19 protein-coding genes are annotated in these 21,511 nt (G+C 64.5%); 4 read left to right on the top strand and 15 right to left on the bottom strand.

The window, feature by feature from the left end; genetic code table 11:
* Positions 1-28 precede the first annotated feature (28 nt).
* The 7 genes from BUC08_RS14280 to BUC08_RS14250 all read right to left on the bottom strand — a co-directional run bounded on the left by BUC08_RS14280 (position 29) and on the right by BUC08_RS14250 (position 7,167).
* Complete coding sequence (locus BUC08_RS14280) at positions 29-934, bottom strand: metal ABC transporter permease (RefSeq protein WP_037923238.1); 906 nt, start codon at positions 932-934, stop codon at positions 29-31.
* On the bottom strand, positions 931-2,136 hold the full coding sequence (locus BUC08_RS14275; RefSeq protein ID WP_037923236.1) for a metal ABC transporter permease: 1,206 nt from the start codon (positions 2,134-2,136) through the stop codon (positions 931-933). The genes BUC08_RS14280 and BUC08_RS14275 overlap by 4 nt, the downstream gene beginning before the upstream one ends.
* A complete protein-coding gene (locus BUC08_RS14270) occupies positions 2,133-2,972 on the bottom strand; it encodes a metal ABC transporter ATP-binding protein (RefSeq protein WP_081855326.1) in 840 nt (279 codons plus the stop codon). Before BUC08_RS14270 ends, BUC08_RS14275 begins: the two co-directional genes overlap by 4 nt.
* Before the next feature lie 3 nt (positions 2,973-2,975).
* Positions 2,976-3,935: a metal ABC transporter solute-binding protein, Zn/Mn family gene (locus BUC08_RS14265; RefSeq protein WP_037923518.1), complete on the bottom strand. Its 960-nt coding sequence runs from the start codon at positions 3,933-3,935 to the stop codon at positions 2,976-2,978.
* Between the two features lie 108 nt (positions 3,936-4,043).
* Positions 4,044-4,994 carry an ATP-binding protein gene (locus tag BUC08_RS14260; RefSeq protein ID WP_037923233.1) on the bottom strand — a complete coding sequence of 317 codons (951 nt, stop codon included), beginning with the start codon at positions 4,992-4,994 and terminating at the stop codon, positions 4,044-4,046.
* A complete protein-coding gene (locus tag BUC08_RS14255; protein WP_037923230.1) occupies positions 4,982-5,668 on the bottom strand; it encodes a response regulator transcription factor in 687 nt (228 codons plus the stop codon). The genes BUC08_RS14260 and BUC08_RS14255 overlap by 13 nt, the downstream gene beginning before the upstream one ends.
* Positions 5,665-7,167, bottom strand: a complete 1,503-nt coding sequence (locus BUC08_RS14250; RefSeq protein WP_051694025.1) for a DUF4153 domain-containing protein — start codon at positions 7,165-7,167, stop codon at positions 5,665-5,667. The genes BUC08_RS14255 and BUC08_RS14250 overlap by 4 nt, the downstream gene beginning before the upstream one ends.
* A gap of 169 nt (positions 7,168-7,336) precedes the next feature.
* Here BUC08_RS14250 and deoC point away from each other — a divergent pair, with 169 nt between their 5' ends.
* The gene (deoC, locus tag BUC08_RS14245) at positions 7,337-8,329 is read left to right on the top strand and encodes a deoxyribose-phosphate aldolase (protein WP_037923228.1); all 993 of its coding nucleotides are present in this window, start codon (positions 7,337-7,339) and stop codon (positions 8,327-8,329) included.
* 3 nt (positions 8,330-8,332) lie between these two features.
* A complete protein-coding gene (locus tag BUC08_RS14240; protein WP_037923225.1) occupies positions 8,333-10,651 on the top strand; it encodes an aldehyde dehydrogenase family protein in 2,319 nt (772 codons plus the stop codon).
* 116 nt (positions 10,652-10,767) lie between these two features.
* Here BUC08_RS14240 and BUC08_RS14235 read toward each other — a convergent pair whose 3' ends face one another.
* The 7 genes from BUC08_RS14235 to BUC08_RS14205 all read right to left on the bottom strand — a co-directional run bounded on the left by BUC08_RS14235 (position 10,768) and on the right by BUC08_RS14205 (position 19,331).
* Entirely contained in the window at positions 10,768-12,087 is a 1,320-nt protein-coding gene (locus BUC08_RS14235; protein WP_037923223.1) for a M16 family metallopeptidase, read from the bottom strand.
* Positions 12,084-13,403 carry a M16 family metallopeptidase gene (locus BUC08_RS14230; protein WP_224769809.1) on the bottom strand — a complete coding sequence of 440 codons (1,320 nt, stop codon included), beginning with the start codon at positions 13,401-13,403 and terminating at the stop codon, positions 12,084-12,086. Before BUC08_RS14230 ends, BUC08_RS14235 begins: the two co-directional genes overlap by 4 nt.
* Positions 13,404-13,507: 104 nt before the next feature.
* Entirely contained in the window at positions 13,508-14,032 is a 525-nt protein-coding gene (locus BUC08_RS14225) for a DUF3035 domain-containing protein (RefSeq protein ID WP_037923219.1), read from the bottom strand.
* A gap of 67 nt (positions 14,033-14,099) precedes the next feature.
* Positions 14,100-14,570, bottom strand: a complete 471-nt coding sequence (lspA, locus tag BUC08_RS14220) for a signal peptidase II (protein ID WP_028955314.1) — start codon at positions 14,568-14,570, stop codon at positions 14,100-14,102.
* Positions 14,571-14,572: 2 nt separating this feature from the next.
* Complete coding sequence (gene purH, locus BUC08_RS14215) at positions 14,573-16,162, bottom strand: bifunctional phosphoribosylaminoimidazolecarboxamide formyltransferase/IMP cyclohydrolase (protein WP_037923217.1); 1,590 nt, start codon at positions 16,160-16,162, stop codon at positions 14,573-14,575.
* A gap of 24 nt (positions 16,163-16,186) precedes the next feature.
* Positions 16,187-17,929, bottom strand: a complete 1,743-nt coding sequence (locus BUC08_RS14210) for a heparinase II/III family protein (protein WP_037923213.1) — start codon at positions 17,927-17,929, stop codon at positions 16,187-16,189.
* A gap of 100 nt (positions 17,930-18,029) precedes the next feature.
* Complete coding sequence (locus BUC08_RS14205; RefSeq protein WP_051694024.1) at positions 18,030-19,331, bottom strand: RsmB/NOP family class I SAM-dependent RNA methyltransferase; 1,302 nt, start codon at positions 19,329-19,331, stop codon at positions 18,030-18,032.
* 74 nt (positions 19,332-19,405) lie between these two features.
* Here BUC08_RS14205 and BUC08_RS14200 point away from each other — a divergent pair, with 74 nt between their 5' ends.
* Together BUC08_RS14200 and BUC08_RS14195 are read left to right on the top strand one after the other, a co-directional pair.
* Complete coding sequence (locus BUC08_RS14200; protein ID WP_037923210.1) at positions 19,406-19,600, top strand: DUF1674 domain-containing protein; 195 nt, start codon at positions 19,406-19,408, stop codon at positions 19,598-19,600.
* A 71-nt stretch (positions 19,601-19,671) separates the two neighbouring features.
* On the top strand, positions 19,672-20,562 hold the full coding sequence (locus BUC08_RS14195; RefSeq protein WP_037923209.1) for a serine hydrolase domain-containing protein: 891 nt from the start codon (positions 19,672-19,674) through the stop codon (positions 20,560-20,562).
* Between the two features lie 48 nt (positions 20,563-20,610).
* Here BUC08_RS14195 and BUC08_RS14190 read toward each other — a convergent pair whose 3' ends face one another.
* Entirely contained in the window at positions 20,611-21,504 is an 894-nt protein-coding gene (locus BUC08_RS14190) for a LysR family transcriptional regulator (protein ID WP_037923511.1), read from the bottom strand.
* Positions 21,505-21,511: the final 7 nt, after the last annotated feature.

Below are 21,511 nucleotides of genomic sequence, written 5' to 3'. Positions count from 1 at the left end.
CGGGGGCAGCGCCCCCCTGCAAGGGACGCTATTTGCGCGCCGGTCCCACCAACGCAGCACCGGCAACCAGCACACCGGACACCGTGGCGATCATCCCCGCCGCGCTGACTGAATCCTGCGCGCCCAGCCACAGCGGACCATATCCGGCCAGCACATAACCGATCACCGCCGCCAGCGTCGCAAACAGAACCGACCACGCAATCTGCGTCTCCAGCCGGTTGGTCATCAGCCGCGCCGCCGCAGGCGGGCAGATGAACATGGCAATCACAATGATACTGCCCACCGCGTCAAATGCCGCCACCGCTGCCACAGCTGCCACCACCACCAGCCCCAGCCCCAACGGCCCCGTGCGCAGGCCCATCGTGCGGGCAAACCCTTCGTCGAAGGTCGAGATTTTCAGGGGCCGCCAGAACACCGCGATAAACAGCGCCACCACCACCAGTGCTGCGACCATCCGGGGCAGCTCGACCGGCAGATAAGCCAGCGCCTGCGGGTCCCACAACGACGACCAGCCGGTCGCGTCCAGCCAGATCAGGCTTTCCAGATTGCCGTACAGCGCATGTTCCACGTCCAGGTGCACGCTGGAGGTGTCCGACATTTCCAGCAACAGAACGCCACCCGCGAACATGGTGGTGAACACCACACCCATGGCGGCACCCGGTTCGATCCTGCCCAGCCGCCGGATCGCCTCGATGGCCGCCACAGCGACCAGCGCAGCACCCGCTGCACCCAGCAGCATCGGCACACTGGCCACCAATCCGGTCACCAGGAACGCCACCACGATCCCCGGCAGCACCACATGGCTGATCGCATCCCCGATCAGCGCCTGCCGCCTGAGCAGCAGGAAATTCCCCGGCAAGGCACAGGCCACAGCCACACAGATGCCGATCAGGATCGGCACCAGCGACAGCGGGACAAATTCGGAACCGGTCATGGTGTTACCCCTTGCGGCGCGGGCAACCGCGCGTCGATGTCCCGGATCTGATCGACGGTCAGAACGCTGCTCATCTCGGTCAGCCCGTCGTAACGCAGGGCCGCAGCGGCATAGGCCTGATCACTGCGCACCACCTGCCAGCGGGCTTCGTCCAGCAATGCCTTGGCCGCATGGACGCGCCCCTTGTCGGTCGCCACACCGTCGCCCCGCATCAGCCCGCCGCGTTCCATCAACCGCTGGGTCAGGCGTTCATAAATCGGCTGCCCTTGCGCCAGCGCCAACAAGCCTTGTCGCAGATGCACACGGCGCTGGTACTGGCGGTGCTGCACCACCGATGACACAACCCCGCGTCCCGGGGCGCACAACAGCGACAACATGAACAGGGCAAAACTGACCAGCACGATGATCGGCCCCGTCGGCACATCGGGCACCGCCGCCGAAATCGCAGCGCCCAGATAGCCGGACAGCCCGCCGACGATCCCCGCGCCCAACAGCACACGGTCCACCCGCTCGGTCCAGAACCGCGCCGTCACGGGCGGGATGATCAGCAGCGCCACGATCAGGATCAGCCCGACAATCTTCAGCCCCACAACCGTTACGGCCAGAACGATCCCCATCATTGCCAGATCAATCCGGTTCACGTTCCGCCCGGTCGCAAGGGCAAAGTCGGGATCAAAGGCGACCAGCGTCAGCGGTCGCCGCAGGATCAGCACCAGCGCCAGCGTCAGCGCCGCCGCCAGCACCAGCACCATCGCGTCGGATTGCAACATGCCTGCGGTCGAGCCCAGCAAAAAGCTTTCCAACCCCGCCTGCCGCCCGCTGGACATGGTCTGGATATAGGTCAGGATCACGATGCCAAAGCCGAAGAACACCGACAGCACAGCGCCAATGGCCGCATCCTCGGCCAGCCGCGTGCGGGTGCTCAGCCAGTTCACACAAAGCAAACCGATCGCCGCCGAAACCGCACCGCCTGCCAGCAGGCCGATCAGGTTGCGCCCGTCCCCGCCCAAGGCCACCATCAGCACAAAGGCCAGCCCGACACCGGGCAAGGTGGCATGGCTGACCGCGTCGCTGACCAGTGCGCGCTTGCGCAGGAACAGGAACGATCCGCCGACGCCGCCCGCGATGCCCAGAATGCCCGCCCCCAGCGTCACCAGCGTGGCGTTATACCCCAGCCCCAAAAGCAGCGCGTCCCAGATCATCGCGCGGCGGCCCCGGTCCCTGCACCGGCCCCGACCAGCGTTTCGGCCAGCGCATCCATCTGCGCCCCCGCCAGCCGCCCGCCATAAGCGGTTTGCAGGTTCGCCTGGGTAAACGTCGTCGCGACCGGTCCTTCGGCCACCGCCTGCGTGTTGATCAGAAACACATCGTCGAAATAATCACGCACGGTGCTCAGGTCATGATGCACCGCCACCACGGTCTTGCCCGCATCGCGCAGGCCCTTCAGCACGTTGATGATCGCCTGCTCTGTCGCCGCATCGACCCCGGCAAAGGGTTCGTCCAGCAGATACAGGTCCGCGCCCTGCGCCAATGCGCGCGCCAGGAACACCCGTTGTTGCTGTCCGCCCGAAAGCTGACCGATCTGGCGCGTGGCGAAATCGGTCATGCCGACCCGCTCAAGGCAATCCATAGCCTGCGCACGATGTTTCGCGCGAACCCGGCCCAGCAGCCCCAACTGCCCGTACATGCCCATCAACACCACGTCGATCACGCGGGTCGGGAAATCCCAATCCACACTGGCCCGCTGCGGCACATAGGCGATGCGCTCACGCTGCCATGCCATCGGTTGCCCCAACACGGTCACAGTCCCCGCGAGAGGCTTCAGGATACCCAAGGCAGCCTTGAGCAGGGTCGACTTGCCCGCCCCGTTCGGCCCGATGATCGCGGTCATATGACCTGCGCGCACGGTCATATCGACCGAAAAAACAGCCGGCTTCTGCCCATAAGAGACCGTCAGCCCGCGTATCGCCAGCGGGCTGGCCATGCGGCGTTCGGCGTCTGTGGGCGCGTCCTTGTCCCGTGCCAATGTGATTGTCATGGCTCAGGCTCCCTGGTTCAACTGGCCGGACATCCCGCCCGCGGGCACATCCGCGCCCAGCGCACGGGCGATGGTGGTCACGTTGTGGTCGATCATGCCGATATACGTCCCCTCATAGGTGCCATCCTGCCCCATGGCGTCGCTGAACAGCTCGCCGCCCACGCGCACGTCATGGCCACGCGCCGCAGCGCCCTCGACCAGCGCACGCATGTTGCGGTCCGACACCGAGCTTTCGACAAAGACGGCGCTCAGACCGCGTGTCACGATGGTGTCAACCAACGCGCTGACGCGGTGCAATCCGGCCTCGCTTTCGGTGGAAATCCCCTGAATGCCGATCACCTCGAACCCATAGGCACGACCAAAGTAGCCAAAGGCGTCATGGGCGGTCAGCAGCACCCGCTGTTCGGGCGGCACCTGTTCCAGCGTGTGGCGGGCATAGACATCCAGCTCGCCCAGTCGCGCGGCATAGGCCTGTGCATTGGCGGCAAAGACATCGGCCATCTCGGGGCGCACTTCGCCCAGCACGCGGCCAATCTCGGTCACGACGCCCGTGAACAACTCCGGTGCCATCCAAACGTGCGGGTCATAGCGGTTTTCATAGTCGGCATGGGCCAGAAGCTGCTCTTTCGGCAGCGCCTCGGCCACGGCAAAGACCTGACGTTGACGCGCGAGGGTGTGGAAAAATTCCTCCATCTGCGCCTCAAGATACAGACCATGCCACAGGACCGCGTCGGCACGGGTCATGGCAACGATGTCGCTGCGGGTCTGGCGATACGAATGCGGATCGACCCCCGGGCCCATCAGCGCCTTGACCGTTACCGCATCGCCGCCGACTTCGCGGGCGGCGTCTGCGATCATGCCGGTGGTGGCAACCACGCTCAGCGGGGCAGCGGCAAAGGCCGGGCGGGCCAGCACGCCGGCTGTCAGGGCAGCGAAACCGCCCAGTGCGGCGCGTCGGGACATGGAATGTGCGTAAGGTTTATGTGTCATGGCTCCAAATATGAGAATCATTCGCAACAAGTCAAGATAATTGAGAATGGTTCGCAATAAGCCGCCGAGAGTGCCTGTTTTTCAGTCGAAAGAGATCACGAAAGCCGCCCCGCCTGTGGCGCTCTGGTCGTCCAGCCTGATCCGCGCGCCATGGGCGGACAGCAGGGTTTGCACGATTGTCAGGCCCATACCCGTGCCGCCCGCATCGCGGCGGGTGGTAAAGAATGGATCGAAAATGCGTCCGGCGTTGCCCGCGCCGATGCCGCGGCCATCGTCCACGATGTGCAAGGACGGCCCCCGACAGGCCAGCATCAGCCGCGTGGCCCCGTGGGCGGCGGCATTCTGTGCCATCTGGTCTATCACCACGGTCAGATCGCTCAGCGACAGGGGCACCGTGCCATCCTGTTCGACAACGATCTGCACATCGCCAACCTTGGCAGGCAACGCCTGCAGCGGCGTCTGCCCCGGCCCGCTGCTTTGGCTGGCTGCCGCATGGCGCTGCAATTGTGTCAGCAGTGCCTGCATCCGTGCAGCCGATGCTTCGATCGTGTCGATCAGCTGGGCCTGATCGCGGGCAGGCAGGTCCGATTGCAACAACTCTGCCGCGCCACGCAGGCTGGTCAGGGGCGATTTCAACTCGTGCGTGACATGATCGGCATAGGCCCGCAGGCTGGCCGCACGCGATTGCAACGTATCGCCCATGGCAATCACACTGGCCCCCAAGGCACCGAATTCTGGCGTGCCGAAATGCGTGGGCGGGGTGGCGTCGCTGCGCCCCTCGCGCACGGCACGCGCATAGGCGGTCAGCCGCGCCACGGGCCGCAGCACCAGCCGCCACAGCAGGAATGCCAATACGCCAGTGGACACCACCGCCATCCAGAAGATCAGCCAGCCGGTTTCGCCCCAGCCCAGGATGTTGCCTGCCAGCCGGAACCACACGATCCCGATCAGCGGCAGGCACAGCACCGCCGCCAGCGTGCCGCCCATGACAAAGGCCAGCGGCGGGCGCCACTTTGCCTTTATCCGCGACATGGGCCCATCCGCACGCCAACGCCGTGCACCGTCTCGACCGCATCGGCACAGCCTGCTTCGGACAGTTTTGACCGAAGATTGCGCAGGTGGCTGTCCACGGTCCGGTCGCTGACATGGATGTTGGCGCCATACATCGCATCCGTCAGCGCAGGCCGCGAGGCAACCTGCTCGGGCCGTTGCATCAGGTGATCCAGCAGCGCCATCTCGCGGTTGGTCAGCGCCAGAGGAACCCCTGCGACGGCACAGTGGTGCCGGGCCGCGTCCACCTCCAGAACACCACGCGTGCGGGTCGTCCCCTGCTGCACCACGGTGCTGCGGCGCAGGATGGCGCGCACGCGGGCCACCAGTTCGCGGGGCGAGAACGGCTTGGTCACGTAATCATCGCCGCCCAGCTCGAACGCCAGCACGCGGTCAATCTCGTCCTCGCGCGCGGTCAGGAACAGCACAGGCGTCTGATCCGTGGCCCTCAGTTCGCGGCACATCGCCAGCCCGTCCATCTCGGGCAGGCCGATGTCCAGCACGATCAGGTCAAACCGCCCGGTGCGGCCCTTGGCCAGCCCTTCGGCCCCGTCGCCTGCGGCCTCGGTGCGGAACCCGGCCTGTTCCAGCGCGATGCGCAGAACATCGCGAATTTGCGCATCATCATCGACAATCAGGATGGTCTGGGTGTTCATTGGCTCAACTGCTCAGCTTCAATGGCCTGCAAGCTACGGTGCAGCCGCGCGTTGCGAAAGCCCCATTCACGCCAGTCCGCCGGTTCGAACAACTCCGGCCCGACACCCGGCTGCAGCATCGGACACAGCGGGTAGCCTATCTTTGCCTCGTGTGTCCTGATCGCGGGCAAGGCCCCTTCGTCGAGGTAACGGCAGATATACCAGGAATCCTTTACCACCTCTTGCGTCAGGTTATGGCGCGCAATGATCCCGTCAAAGTTGATGAAAGCACAGACATAGATGGTCACCACGCCAATGCCACCCGTGCGCAGCAGCATCCAGCCGGTGTCCCTGCGCGCCGCCACCTGCCAGACCACGACGCCCAGTCCCGCAGCGACCACGCCCATCCAGATAAAGGCCGCCACCCGCAGTCGCGTCAGCCCGTACACATCCACATAGGTGTCCAGCCGCACCACCGACGCCAGCACCAGCGCCAGCGTCTGCGCCAGCCACGCCAGCAGCAACACCCGCAACAGCGGCTTCTCGTCGGCAAAGGGACGCGCCAGCACCGCAAACAACCCCGCCAGCAGCGCCGTCACCAGCAACGGATAAGCGCCGCGATGGGCATATGTCGCATGGCTCATCCCCTCGGGCAGGCCCGCGTCACCGTACAGCATGACGATATCCATCACCGTCTGCACCGCGAACATGGCGTTGAACAGCACCAGCGACCGCGCGACCGACCCTGCGTTGATCACACCGACACGCCGCACCGTGTGGCGCGCGGGGGCGGGCATCAGCCGGCCGTGCAGGCGCGCAATCACCAGACAGGGCCAGATCAACAATGCCATCAATCCCCAGAACATCCCGCGCCACAGGTTCACGTCGGGCAGGCGCAGATCGTTCAGGCTTTGCGACCAGCGGTCCAGCACCGGGTTCGCCTCCAGCAACAGCAAGGCAAAAACGCCGCCCAGGATCACCGGCACCGCCCAAGCCATGACCAGCCGCTCCAGATCCCAGCCCGACGGCTTTACCGCCACCGTTTGCCGCGCGGCCTGTGCCCCGTCTCGCACCGTCACCACGGGACCGACCCACCACAACCGCAGCGCACTGCGGATCATCGTGGCCCGTCGAATTCCCGCAACAAAGACCACAACCAACGACAGCCCGACCATGCTGATCACCACCGACAGCGGCTGCACCAGCTCGACCAGCGGCAGCACCGCCAGCGCCACGCCGCCGCCTGCCTGCCACGCGACACGGGCCGGCACATCTGCCAGCCAGATTGCCACACCGCCCAAAATCGCACAAAACAGCGCCAGCGACACGCCCGCCGACACCTGCCAGACCAACGCATCCGACAGCGCGATCAGCGCCACCAGCAGCGCCAGCCGCACCGGCCCCGTGCGGTCGCCCTGCCACCCGATCTTCTTGCGTGGTGCGGGCGGGTTGCTCTGTTCCAGCCACCAACCATCGTTTTGCATCGCCAGCGGCACGCCGCGCATGATTGCCGTTTTCATCTGTCCTGCCTCTCAAGTCATTTTTTCTGCCTCTTCAATGCCAAAGCATTTGCGCAAGCCCCGCGCCCCGTTTGTGCAGTTTTTGCGCAAAGGCTGACGCCGCGCCGCATCTTGCGCTTGAACCACGCCCGTGCCAGTTTTCAGGCCTTGTTCCTTTGAAGGTGACCCCATGCTTCAACCCGCCACCACGTCGCAGGACACGCACCTGCCGCAACTGACCCTGACCCGCAATCCGGGCATGGATCTGGATATGAACTGGGTCCGCTCGGTACAGGCCAACACCTCGGCCATCGAACGCCGCGCGGCAACATTGCCCGCCCGCCGCTCGGTCAAAAAGGACTATCAGGCGGCATGGCTGCTCAAGGCGGTGACCTGCATCGACCTGACCACCCTGTCCGGCGACGACACCGCCGCCCGCGTCCGCCGCCTGTGCGCCAAGGCCCGCCAGCCGGTGAACGCCCAAGTGCTGGCCGCACTGGACATGCCCGGCATCACAACCGGCGCGGTCTGCATCTATCACGAAATGGTTGAAACCGCCGTGGCGGCGCTGGATGGCTCGGGCATTCCGGTCGCCGCCGTGTCCACCGGCTTTCCTGCGGGCCTGTCCCCCTTCGATCTGCGGATCGAGGAAATCCGCCGCAGCGTCGCCGCCGGTGCTTCCGAAATCGACATCGTCATCTCGCGCCGTCACGTGCTGGAAGGCAACTGGCAGGCGCTCTACGACGAGATGCGCGAAATGCGTGCCGCCTGCGGCGAGGCCCACGTCAAGGCGATCCTGGCCACCGGCGAACTGGGCACCCTTCGCAACGTCGCCCGCGCCTCGCTGGTGTGCATGATGGCCGGTGCCGATTTCATCAAGACATCCACCGGCAAGGAAAGCGTGAACGCCACACTGCCGGTCAGCCTGACCATGATCCGCGCGATCCGCGACTATCACACCGCCACCGGCATCCACGTCGGCTACAAACCTGCGGGCGGGATTTCCAAGGCCAAGGACGCGATCACCTATCTTGCCCTGATCAAGGAAGAGCTGGGCGCACGCTGGCTGCAACCCGACCTGTTCCGCTTTGGCGCGTCGTCCCTGCTGGGAGATATCGAACGCCAGCTTGAACACCACGTCACCGGCAACTATTCCGCCGCTCACCGCCATCCGATGGGATAAATCATGACCGTGAAAGAGATTTTTCAGACGATGGACTATGGCCCCGCCCCCGAATCCGCCGAAGAAGCGCTGACATGGCTTGTCGATCAAGGCAGCCGTTTCGGCCATTTCATCGACGGCCAGTTCACAAAGCCCGCCACAGGTTTCGACAGCACCAACCCCGCCACCGGCGAGGTACTGGCCACCCTGACGCAGGCCACACAGGCCGACGTAGACAGCGCCGTGGCCGCCGCCCGCAAGGCCCAGCCCAAGTGGGAAAAACTGGGCGGTCCGGGCCGTGCGCGTTTCCTTTATGCCATCGCGCGCCTGCTGCAAAAACACAGCCGCCTGTTCGCGGTGCTGGAAACCCTCGACAACGGTAAACCCATCCGCGAAAGCCGCGACATCGACGTGCCTCTGGCCCAGCGGCATTTCTATTACCACGCGGGCATGGCGCAACTAATGGACGACGCCCTGCCCGACCGCGCGGCCTTGGGCGTTTGTGGCCAGATCATTCCGTGGAACTTCCCGCTGCTGATGCTGGCCTGGAAAATCGCGCCCGCGCTGGCGATGGGCAACACCGTGGTGCTGAAACCGGCAGAATACACCTCGTTGACCGCCCTGCTGTTCGCCGACATCTGCCGTCAGGCCGGCCTGCCTGCGGGGGTGGTCAACATCGTCACCGGCGATGGGGCGGTGGGCGAAATGATCGTGAACGCCGATGTCGACAAGATCGCCTTTACCGGTTCCACCGCCGTGGGCCGCCGCATCCGCGAGGCGACCGCAGGCACCGACAAGGAACTGACGCTGGAGCTGGGCGGCAAGTCCCCCTACATCGTCTTTGACGACGCCGATCTGGATTCAGCGGTTGAGGGGCTGGTTGATGCCATCTGGTTCAATCAGGGACAGGTCTGCTGCGCCGGTTCGCGCCTGTTGGTGCATGAGCCCGTGGCGGACCGTTTCTATGCCAAGCTGCGCGCCCGCATGGACAAGCTGCGCATCGGCAACCCGCTGGACAAAAGCATCGACGTGGGCGCCATCGTGGATGCGACCCAACTGAAAACCATCACTGACATGGTCGCGGCCAACAGCGATGGCGATATGCACCAGACGGCCTGTGACCTGCCTGCGCAGGGCTGCTTTTATCCGCCGACGCTGATCACCGGCCTCGATACCGCGCATCCGCTGATGCAAGAGGAAATCTTTGGCCCCGTTCTGGTCGCCACCACCTTCCGCACCCCGTCCGAAGCGGTCGAGCTGGCCAACAACACCCGCTACGGGCTGGCCGCGACCCTGTGGACCGAAAACATCAACCTCGCGCTGGACGTGGCCCCGAAACTGGCCGCCGGCGTGGTCTGGACCAATGCCACCAACCTCTTTGACGCCGCCGCAGGCTTTGGCGGCGTGCGCGAAAGCGGCTTTGGCCGCGAGGGCGGCTGGGAAGGGCTGACGGCTTACACCAAACCCAAAGACGCAAAGAAACCCCTGTCGCTGATCGCCCCCTTCGAGGGCGACAAAGGCCCCGCCGACGGCATCGACCGCACCGCGAAATTGTACATCGGCGGCAAACAGGCGCGCCCCGACGGCGGCTACTCGACGCCGGTCTATGGCAAGAACGGAACACTTCTGGGCCATGCCGCGCAATCCAACCGCAAGGATGTGCGCAATGCGGTCGAGGCCGCCCAGGCCGCAAAGGGCTGGGCCAAGACCACCGGCCACCTGCGCGCGCAAATCTTGTACTACATTGCCGAAAATATGTACGCACGTGCGGACGAGTTCGCCGCGCGCCTGAACGCCCTGCAAGGGGGCCGCACCGGCGCGCAAGAGGTCAGCGACAGCATCAACACGCTGTTCACCGCCGCAGCCTGGGCTGACAAATACGACGGACAGGCGCATGGCGTCCCGATCCGTGGCGTGGCGCTGGCGATGAAGGAACCCACCGGCGTGATCGCGGCTCTGTGCCCCGACGCGCACCCCCTGCTGGGTCTGGTGTCGCTGATGGCCCCCGCCATCGCCATGGGCAACCGCATCATCCTTGGTGCCTCGCAACCCTTCCCGCTGGTCGCCACCGACTTCTACCAGATCCTCGACACGTCGGACGTGCCTGCGGGCGTGGTCAACATCCTGACCGGCCCGCACGAGGCGCTGGCCGGCACAATGGCGCGCCACATGGACATCGACGCGGTCTGGTCCTTCTCGGACCCGGCCCTGTCGGAAACCATCCGCAAAGGATCGGCCAGCAACCTCAAACGCACATGGATCGGGACCAGCCTGCCCACCATGCGCGACACGCTGACCGCCGCGACAGAGGTCAAGAACATCTGGATTCCCTACGGCGAATAACGGATTTCTTTTGGCCTAAAATATCCCGGAGTTTGAGGCAGAGCCTCAAATAAAAAGCGCCCGCCGAAGGCGGGCGCAAAAATCGCATGACCCGTCAGGGTCTCAATTCTACCAAATCACTCCGGCAGCGGACCGGTCTCCAGACCCACAGGCTTGCCCACAACCACGAACTGCAACCCTTCAGGGTCCAGCAACTCGCCCGCAACCCGTTTCACATCCTCCAGCGTCACCGCCTCGACCTTGTCGTTGCGCGTCGCGATGTAATCGATCGGCAGGCCCAGCATCTGCATCCCCACCATGATCTGCGCAATCGGCGCGTTGCCGTCAAAGCGCAGCGGATAGGCACCGGTCAGAAAGGTCTTGGCGTCGCGCAGCTCGTCCTCGGTCACGCCCTCAGAGGCCGCCTTGGACCATTCGTCGCGGATCACGGCAATCGCCTCGGCAATCCGGTCGTTGGCCGAGGCGACATGCCCCATGTAGACCGCCGCATAGTCACGCGGCACCAGATAGGAATATACGCCATAGGTCAGCCCGCGCTTTTCGCGCACTTCGGTCATCAGGCGGCTTTCGAATGACCCGCCGCCCAGGATCTGGTTCAGCACGGTCGCCGCAAAGAAATCGGGATCGTCCTGCGCCATGCCGGGCTGTCCGAACAGCGCCACGGATTGCGGCGTATCATAGTCGATCACGGTCACGCCTGCGGGGATGTTCACCTCTGCCATCTCCGGCATTGGCGCACCGGTCTCGGGCAGATCGCCCAACAGCTTGTCCAACAGCGGGCCCAGTTCCTCGGGGGTTATGTCGCCCACCACGCCGACGTACAGGCGATCCTTGGCCAGCACCGCCTGATGCGCCGCCACCAGATCGTCACGGGTCAGTGCCGCAACACTCTCGGCAGTGCCCCGAAATGACGTGCCATAAGGATGATCGCCATAGGCCAGCTTGTCGAATTCGCGGCTGGCCAGCTCGTCGGGGTCCTTGTCGTCCGACGCAAGGCCGGTCAGAACCTGCTGGCGCACCCGCTCGACCGCGTCGGGGGCGAATGTCGGCTCCAGCAACGAGGCGCGCAGCAGGTCCACCGCCTGATCGCGGTTCTCGGTCAGGAAACGGGCGGACACGGCCAGCGAATCGTCGCCCACGTCATAACCGAAGGATGCCGCCAGCCCTTCCAGTGCACGGGCGAAACCACGCGCGTCCAGGTCGCCCGCGCCCTCTTCCAGCAGTCCGGTCATCAGGTTGGTGGCCCCGCGTTTGCCCGGCGCATCCAGCGACGCACCACCGCGAAACCGCAGTTCCATAGCCGTGAAAGGAATCGACGGTTCCTGCACCAGCCATGCGGTGATCCCGCCGGGGCTGACAACTTCGGTGATCTCGACCTCGGCGCGTGCGGGCAGTGCCAGAACCACGGTCATCATCAATGCAAGGATATATCTCATTGGCCTGCCTCCACGGGTTTCGCCAGCCATCCGGTGACCGATCCTTCGATGCGCAGCACCTTTTTCGCCACGGCCATGATGTCGTCTGCCGTCACCGCTTGCAGCACGTCAGGCCAGTCCTGCACATCCGCAACCGTCAACCCCGACGCCAGCGCAGCACCATAGCGGTTCGCCACACCGTCCGCGTCATCGCGGGCATAGATCTGCTGCGCACGCAGTTGCAGCTTGATCCGCTCCAGCTGCTCGGCATCCACGCCGTCCTTCATGAAACTGGACAGCGCCGCATCCATCGCGTCTTCGGCCTGTTGCAGGCTGACATCCGGACCGGGCACCACGATCAGGTCAAAGGTCGTGTCGTCCAGCGACACACCGCTGTAGAAAGCGCCCGAATAGACCGCCACCTGCGTGTCGAATTGCAGCTTTTCCGCCAGATAAGAGGTGGTGCCGCCCCCGAGGATCTCGGCAAGGATGGTCAGCGCAGCCGCGTCCTTCTGGTCACCCGCGTCCCGTTCAGGGGCCAGGTAGGACCGGTTCACATAGGGTTGCGCCACGCGCGGATCGCGAAAGATCACGCGGCGAGCGGCGGTTTGCGGCGGCTCTTGGGTGCGCACACGCTCGGGCAGGTTCGGCTCGGCGGGGATCACGCCATAGTATTTCTCGGCCAGTGTCCTGACCTCGGCGGGGTCGACGTCGCCCGCAACAACAAGGATCGCATCGTTGGGGGAATAATAGATGTCGTAAAAGTTCAGCGCGTCGTCCAGATCCAGCGTCTGCATCTCGTGCATCCAGCCGATCACCGGCACGCCATAGCGGTGGTTCAAGTATTGCGCGGCGCTCATCTGCTCGCCGAACAGGGCACGCGGATTGTTCTCTGTGCGCATGTTGCGCTCTTCGATGATCACATCGCGTTCTGTTTCGATGTTTTCCGGGGTCAGACGCAGATTCTCCATCCGGTCCGCCTCCATCTTCATCATCAGCCCCAGCCGGTCGGCGGCGATGCGCTGGTAGTAGGCGGTGTAATCATAGCTGGTAAAGGCGTTGTCCCGCCCGCCATTGGCGGCCACCGTGGCCGACAGCTCGCCCGCGGCCATGTTGTCGGTGGCTTTGAACAGCAGGTGTTCCAGGAAATGCGCCACGCCCGACGACCCCTTGGGCTCGTCCGCCGATCCGGCCTTGTACCAGACCATATGCGTGACGACCGGGGCGCGGTGGTCTTCGACCACCACGACCTGCATGCCGTTTTCCAATTCGAATGTGGTGACGTTTTCGTTTGCCGCCCAGGCCGCCATAGGCAAAAGGGCCGCGATCAGTGCCATGACGGCGCGCAGATTTATCATCTGTAATCCTATTCCGGTCGCATTTACGAAGACAGATGGTCATGCCACCGCCCGGATATCAACCGTGGTGCCGTCTTTGTGACCTAGTTGCCGAAACGCGTGTTCGCTGGGGGCGAAGACGGGGTCGGAACGCCCGCACGCCGATAGGCCGTCGCCACCTTTTGCGCGTCAATCGCCTGACGCTTGTAGGCTTGGTTGTAGCGGTCGATCGGCACGATGCGATACTGGGTAAAGCGGCCCCGACGCTTGCGGAACGCTTCGTCCTCGGCGGCAAGGGTGGTGCGGATATCCGCCGTGCGGCCAAAGCGGCTGGCGTGGTTTACAACCGCGCCGTCGCTGGCGGGAATGGCAGCCGTGGGCGATCCGCGGCGGCCGCCCAGTTTGTCGACACTCTCGTCCAAGGGGCGCAGGTCGACCAGATTCGCCTGGCCGGGGGTCGGCGTCGGCAATGCGGAATAGCTTTCAGGCTCTTCCAGCGGCTTTGACGGGGTCACGATGAATTCATCCGGCCCATCCGATGTGCCACGCAGGTCGCGCAGGCCTGTGTTGGCGCAGGCTCCCAAAGCCAGCGTCACCGTCAATGCCATCAGTCCGCGTATCAGGCGCATCGCCGTCTCCCACCAGTTGCCAAAACAGGCCTTTGCCCACTGACTTATCGCAGCAGGCGGGGCAATGTCACGCCCGCTTTTTGTCCTGCGCGAAAAACACCAGCCCGATTGCACCCGCAAAGATGAAGATATCCCCGACGTTAAAGACAAAGGGATTGCGGATGCCACAGCATGACATGTTCAGGAAATCCAGAACATAGCCATAGAACACACGGTCCACGACATTGCCCAGCGCACCGCCGATCAGCAGACCCGCGCTGACAAAAACGATGGGCCGCTGGGGCGCGCCACGCAGCCACCACAGCACGGCACAGCAGATCAGCAGCGCCAGCACCACAAGGACCCAGCGCGCCAGATCGCCGTCACCGTCCATCAGGCCAAAGTTGATGCCCCGATTTTCGCCATAGCGAAAATTCAGCAGCGGCGGCAGCACGTCGATCGCCCGCACCCGCGCCAGTTCCATGCCGTGCACGACGGCATATTTGCTGACCTGATCCAGAAGCAGGGCGATCAACGCCGATATGGCAACCAGACGCATGATCAGTGCCGGAAGTGACGCATGCCGGTCAGCACCATCGCCAGACCGGCCTCGTCCGCCGCGGCGATCACCTCGTCATCGCGCATCGAGCCACCGGGCTGGATGATCGCCGTGGCGCCCGCCTCGGCGGCGGTGATCAGGCCGTCGGCAAAGGGGAAAAACGCGTCGGATGCCACGACCGATCCTTGGGTCAGCGGTGCCGACAGGCCCAGCGCCTCGGCCATGTCCTGTGCCTTGCGTGCCGCGATGCGCGTGCTGTCCACGCGGCTCATCTGACCTGCGCCGACGCCCACGGTCGCGCCATCCTTGACATAGATGATGGCGTTGGATTTCACGTGTTTCGCAACGGTCCAGGCAAACAGCAGGTCGTTCAGTTCCTGCTCGGAGGGGGCGCGTTTGGTTACCACTTTCAGGTCTTCACGCGTGATCCGGCCAATGTCCTTGTCCTGTACCAGAAATCCGCCCGCCACCTGACGCACGGCCAATGCGGCGGCGTCAGCGGGTGCCAGACCGTCCGTCGTCAGCAAACGCAGGTTTTTCTTCTGGCTGAAAATTTCCATGGCCTCGGCGCTGGCACCGGGCGCGATCACAACTTCGGTAAAGATACCGGTGATCTCGCGCGCCGTGTCGGCGTCCAGCGGCTGGTTCAGGGCGATGATGCCGCCAAACGCGCTGGTGCGGTCACAGTCGAACGCACGGCTGTAGGCCTCTTTCAACGTGGCCCCACGCGACACGCCGCAAGGGTTGGCGTGCTTGATGATGGCGCAGGCGGGGCCTTGGGCCGGATCAAACTCGCTGACCAGCTCGAACGCCGCGTCGGTGTCGTTGATGTTGTTATAGGACAGTTCCTTGCCCTGATGCTGCTTGGCGGTGGCGACGCCGGGACGCGCGCTGCCATCTGTGTAGAACGCCGCACCCTGATGCGGGTTTTCGCCATAGCGCAGACCCTGGGCCAAAGTGCCCGCAAAGCTGCGGCGGCGGGGCGTGCCATCGACCTGCGCCGCCATCCATGTGCTGACGGCGGTGTCATAGGCCGCAGTGCGCCCGTAAGCCGTCTGCGCCAGACGCTGCCGCAGGGCATAGGTGGTCTTTCCGTCGTTGGCCTCCAACTCGGCCAGCACAACATCGTAATCTTCGACGTCGACCACGATGTTGACGAACCCGTGGTTCTTGGCCGCCGACCGGATCATCGCAGGGCCGCCGATGTCGATGTTCTCGATCACCTCGTCATAGGCCGCGCCCTTGGCTACGGTTTCCTCGAACGGGTAGAGGTTGACCACCACCAGATCAATCGCACCGATCCCGTGTTCGTCCATCGCCGCGCGGTGGTCGGCATTGTCACGCAGGGCCAGCAGGCCGCCGTGCACCACGGGGTGCAGCGTCTTGACCCGCCCGTCCATCATCTCAGGGTAACCGGTCACATCCGCCACATCCTTGACCGTCAGACCCGCCGCCCGCAATGCCGCAGCCGTGCCGCCGGTGCTCAGCAACTCAACCCCCCGCGCGGCCAAAGCCTGACCAAAGGGCACAAGGCCGGTCTTGTCAGATACGGAAATCAGCGCGCGGCGCACGGGATAGAGGTCGGTGGTCATGGTAATCAGCAGCCTTTTTGCGGCCTAGTCGGCCATATCAAGTTCATCTCGGGACAGGTCCCTGATGCCAATGGCAGTCTCCTGCGCCTTGGACAAGGACCAGCGAATGCGCGTGGCATACTGCATTGCGCGCCCCATGAGAACAATCTGTTGTGTCGCACGTGGCTTTAATCGGCCTTTTTCTAGGTAAACGCTTGGGTCCAAACGCAATTCATAATTGCCGTCATGGCGAAAAACCCAGATTTCACCGCTTTTCAGCGCCATCGAGATGGCCGCGCCGCCCAGATCGAGAGTCGCATCGACCTCGGGGTGCAGGTGAAACCGGATCGCGAAAGGCAGGCCTTGCAGCTTTCCTGCGTCCAGAACGCGGTCGAAACGGCGCTTGTCGGTGTCTTCCAACGCCAACAGCATATCCTCGCCCGCCATGCCGCGCCCGTCAAAGGTCAGCTCGAGCGTGCGCGCATGGGTCAGCCCGTGGGTGCTGACGAAACCGTCGTGCCCGCCCTGAAAGCGGATGCCGTCGTTGACCTGGCTCATCTCGATGGGCACCGATTGCGGCGTATCCACCAGCATCTCCGTGGCACCCGAGCTGTCGGCATCGCCCAGCCGTGCGCTGGAATAGCCGTCCAGCACCAGCGTGCTGTGCGACGGCGTCGCCCGCCCCGCCCGCCGCCATTCCGCACCAAACGACCCGCCGGGACCACAGTTCACGATCAGCGGACGCCGCCCCGAGGTCAGCTCAAAGGCCAGGGTCGAGGCATGGGCGTTGCGGCTGGCCTTGCCACTGGCGGGCGGGCTGGCATCCACGATCACGCTGGTGCGCCCCGCGCTCAGCCGCGCATAGCCCATCGACAGCCCGTCCGGTTGCCGCGTCTTGATCCCGCTTGCGGCCAGCGCATGATCCAGCCAGCCCTCCTGCCCGCGCCCGCCGCCGTGAAACCGCGCCAGTGCGCCGTCGGCATGGCGCAGGGTGCGCAGGGTGGGTGCGATACGTTCGATGGCGTCCAGATGGGCGTCAGGGGCTTCGCGTCCTGCCTCGCTCAGCGTGGCGGCGGCCCAGGTCAGCAAGGTGAACACGTCCAGCAATTCTTCGGGGTTGCGGGTGGGCAGGCCGCCCTGGTCGTCGATCTGGCTCTGACATTCCCGCGCCAATGCCTTGATCGCAGGTTCGGCCAACACCTCCATCCCCTCCAGCGACAGGCCCGCATAGATCAAACCGGTCAGCGCCTCGAACCGCGGCAGGCCGGGGGCCGCGGAATGCCAGCGTTTCGCCAGGAACCGCGTTTGCTGGGCCAAGGAACGGTAAAACACATCGCTTTGCGCCTTTTCCTGTCCGCGCAATACGAACAGCGCGTGGTTGATCCACCGGATCAGCCGCCGCCCTGTCAGGTCCGGCGTCCAGCCCGCGCCCGATCCGCGGCCGAACCGGTCGATCCAGCCCCACAGCCACCGCTGTGCGGCCTCGCGTGTGGCGATGTCACCAACGGCGGCCAGATCGTCCAGCCATGCAAAGCCGTGCAATTCATCGGCAAAGGCCGCATCGGGCACGATCAGATCCCACAACCCCACATCGGGGGCCGCGATCAGGTGTCCTGCAAACAGGTAATTGCCCGCTGACAATTGCCGCCCGCGCGCATAGCTGCCGATGGTCTTGGGTTCGGGAGAAGAGACAAAAGCCGTTGCCGCCCGCGCACGCGTTGCCAACCGGGCATGCAACCGGTTGAGAAAACGCGTCTTTCGCGCGGTGAACCCCAAGGGTTCAGACATGGGTATATCCCGTCATGGGGTCTGTCTCGCTGCCTCGTGCACTGTGGCGGTGCGCTCTTATGGCGCTTGGCTTGGATGATAACCCGTAAGAAGCCCCGAGTCACCGCTCTTTGCGCAGCACCGCGATGTAAAATCCGTCCATGCCGCCGATGTCGGCCCAGTGGTCGGGCCGCAAGCGCAATCCGCCTTCTTCGGTAATCCAGCCCGTGTCGATGCCCGCCACGTCCAGTGCCGCGCGGTCCACGGCCATATCACCGTGCCGTTCCAGCGCCTCGATGATCTGCACCTCGCCCTCGTCCGGCAACAGGCTGCATGTGCAATAGACCATCCGCCCGCCCGCATCGAGCAGCCCCCAAGCGTGGTCGATCATCTGTGCCTGAAGGTCGATCAGGCCGCCGAATTCGCTGCCGTCCTTGGCATAGGGCAGGTCAGGGTGCCGCCGGATCGTGCCCGTGGCGGAACAGGGCGCATCCAGCAGGATCGCAGGCCAGCTGCCTTGCAGCTCCAGCACATCACCGGCCTGTACCGTAGCCGTCAGCCCCGTGCGCGTCAGGTTTTCGCGCAAGCGGCCCAGACGGCTTTCCGAGATGTCCACGGCGGTCACCTCTGCCCCCGCCGCGGCCAGTTGCAGCGTCTTGCCGCCCGGTGCCGCGCACAGGTCCAGAACACGTGTGCCGGCCTGGGCTTGCAACAACCGCGCGGGGATGGCGGCGGCAGCGTCCTGGACCCACCAGTCGCCCGCCTCGAAGCCCGCCAGCGCCGACACCTGGCCTGCATCCGCCACGCGCACCGATCCGGTCGGAAGCACCGTGCCACCAACCGCTTTCGCAACAGCCTCGGCGTCGCCCTTCACGCTCAGATCCAGCGGCGCACCCGCAAAATGCGCGGCCTCTATCGCCAGCATCGCCTCATTGCCCCAGGCCTCGGCCAACGGACCACGCAGCCATTTCGGCAGGCGCGGCACGCGCAGGGCGGCCCACTGTTCGGGGCCTGTGTCGGCCACCTTGCGCAGCACCGCGTTCACCAGCCCCTTGAGGTGGCCATAGCGTTTGTGGCGGCTGATGATCTGCACCAGATCGTTCACCACCCCATGTGCCGCGCCGCCGTTGCACAGCTCGACCGTGCCCAGCCGCAGCGCGTTCAGCACGGTCAGCGGCGGGACCTTGTTCAGGTGTTTCTTCAGCACGCGGTCGGCCCGTTCCAGCCCGCGCAACGTGTCCGTGGCCAGCCGCTGCGCCCGCGCGCGGTCGGGGGCGTCCAGCCGGTCCAACTGTCCCGCGCCGATCAGTTCGGCCATCAGGCGGCCATCGTCCTGAATCTGGTCCAGCAGCCAGATGGCACTGCGCCGTGCGGGAATACCGGATTGCGGTTTGCCCGCCTCATGTGTGCTGTTGTCTGCCATATCGCGCCCTCGCGGGTTGTTCTGTTCCCCAACGGGCGTATATCAAGGGGTGAGACAGGGAAAGCACCCATACGATGACTGATGATCTGAATTCCGACCCCGCCCCCGATTTGCCCCCCGCCGCCCAGCGCGCATTGGCCGAGGCCGAGGAACGCCGCAAGGCTGCCGCACCGCTGGACCTGCCCACCGAACACGGCGGGCGCATCAACGGGCTGGAGCCTGTGCGCTACGGCGATTGGGAGAAGAAGGGTCTGGCGATAGATTTCTGAGTGCAAAGCGCGGCGACTGTCGGCTTTGACGTCACGCTGACACCGCCGAGACAATGTCAGGCACTTGGGAAATGACCGCTCAAACCATTCATTCCTATTGGATCACCGCCTCTGGCCGCGAAGGTTCCTGTGGTTCTGTTGAGGCTTGCTTTCCCTATTGGAGCTTTACCAAAACCGTCATCGCGATCTGCGCCTTGAAGCTGGTCGAAAGCGGCAGGCTTGATCTGGACACTACGCTGAAAGGCGCGCCCTACACGCTGCGCCAGTTGCTTGGGCATACTGCGGGCCTGCCGGACTATGGGCAATTTCCCGCATATCATGCGGCCGTCGCAGCGGAGGAAACGCCGTGGACTCGCGAGAAGCTACTTGATGTGGCGCTTGCGAATGGCATGTTGTTCGCGCCTGCGCAGGGCTGGTCCTATTCCAACATCGGCTACATGTTCGTGGTCGAGTTGATCGAAGCGACCTTGGAAATGCCGTTTCGTGAGGTCATTGCCGATATGGTGTGCAAGCCATTGGGCCTGACCAGTATCAAGCTGGCAGAAACACGCGAACAGTTTCAGCGGGTGCATTGGCAGTCGGCGACCGGATACGATCCAAGGTGGGTCTACCACGGCTGTCTGATCGGAAACGCCCCCGACGCCGCGCGGCTGCTGCACGCACTTATGGCGGGCCGTCTGCTACAGCCCGCGACCATGCACGACATGTTGGATGCGAAATATCTAGGCGGCGCTCTTCCTGACCGCCCATGGACAGAATGCGGATATGCGCTTGGCCTGATGTCTGGCGCAATGAAACGGGCGGGCAAGGCTGTCGGACACTCTGGTGGCGGACCGTTCTGCGTGAATGCGGTCTATCATTTTCCTGACGTCAGTGACCCCGTCACTGTTGCCGCGTTCACAGACGGGACTGCCGAAGGTGTTGCCGAATTTGCAGCCAAGCGGTTGGCCACAAGTCAATGACAGGCAGGGCGGCCTGCTGATCGGGTTCCGCAAATCCGTCTTGTCCGGTCACATCTGCCGAACATCCGCCTCCAGCGCTGCGGCCAGCAGGTCGTAGACCAGCCTGATCCGGCGATTGGTGTGGACCTCGCGGTGGACGGTCAGCCAAGTGGACACCATCACCGGCGCGATCTGCGGCATGATCCGAACCACTTCCGGCGTGTTGCGGGCGACAGTTTCGACCATGACCGTCACACCCAAACCCTGACGCACCATTTCCCAAACCGCGACACCGCTGGATGAGGTCGCCCGTATCATCGCCTGGGTGACCGGCAGGCCGTGCCGGTTCAGCACATCGACACCTGATGCGTCCGCATCAAAGCCGATGAAATCCAGTTGCTGGAAATCGGCCAGCGTTTGCGGGGTGCCGTTCTTGTACAGATAATCCGCAGATGCGTACAGATATGCCGGCACGTCTGGCAGCTTGCGGGCGATCAGCTCGGGCTCTTTCGGGGCCACGTGACGAATGGCGATGTCCGCCTCGCGGCGCTGCAGGTCGCGCACCGCGTTGCTGGCGATCACGTCGACGATGATGCCGGGCGCGGTCTTGCGCAGGTCGGCCAGAACGGCGGGCAGCCAATAGGCGGACATCGCATCGCTTGCGGTGATACTGACCCGCCCTTCAAGATTGTCGGAACGCCCCGCTGCAGCCATGGCCAGCGCATCCGCCGCCGCGCCCATCCTGCGCACGTGGGCCAGCATCTCCTGCCCCGCAGGGGTCAGCACCAGCGACCGGCCAACCCGCTCGAACAACACCACGCCCAGCGCCGCCTCAAGCGCCGCGACCTGCCGCCCCAGGGTCGGCTGCGTCAGCCCCAGCGCCCGCGCCCCTGCTGACAGCGACCCATGTTCCGCCGTCGCCAGAAATCCGCGTGCCTGTGTCCAGTCGATGTTCTTATCCATGCATTTA

This window comes from Pseudosulfitobacter pseudonitzschiae (genome assembly GCF_900129395.1).
In the GTDB taxonomy this organism is placed as follows: Bacteria; Pseudomonadota; Alphaproteobacteria; order Rhodobacterales; family Rhodobacteraceae; genus Pseudosulfitobacter; species Pseudosulfitobacter pseudonitzschiae.
The sequence above is the reverse complement of the archived record's forward strand: the minus strand, read 5'-3'. Positions and strand labels throughout refer to the sequence as shown.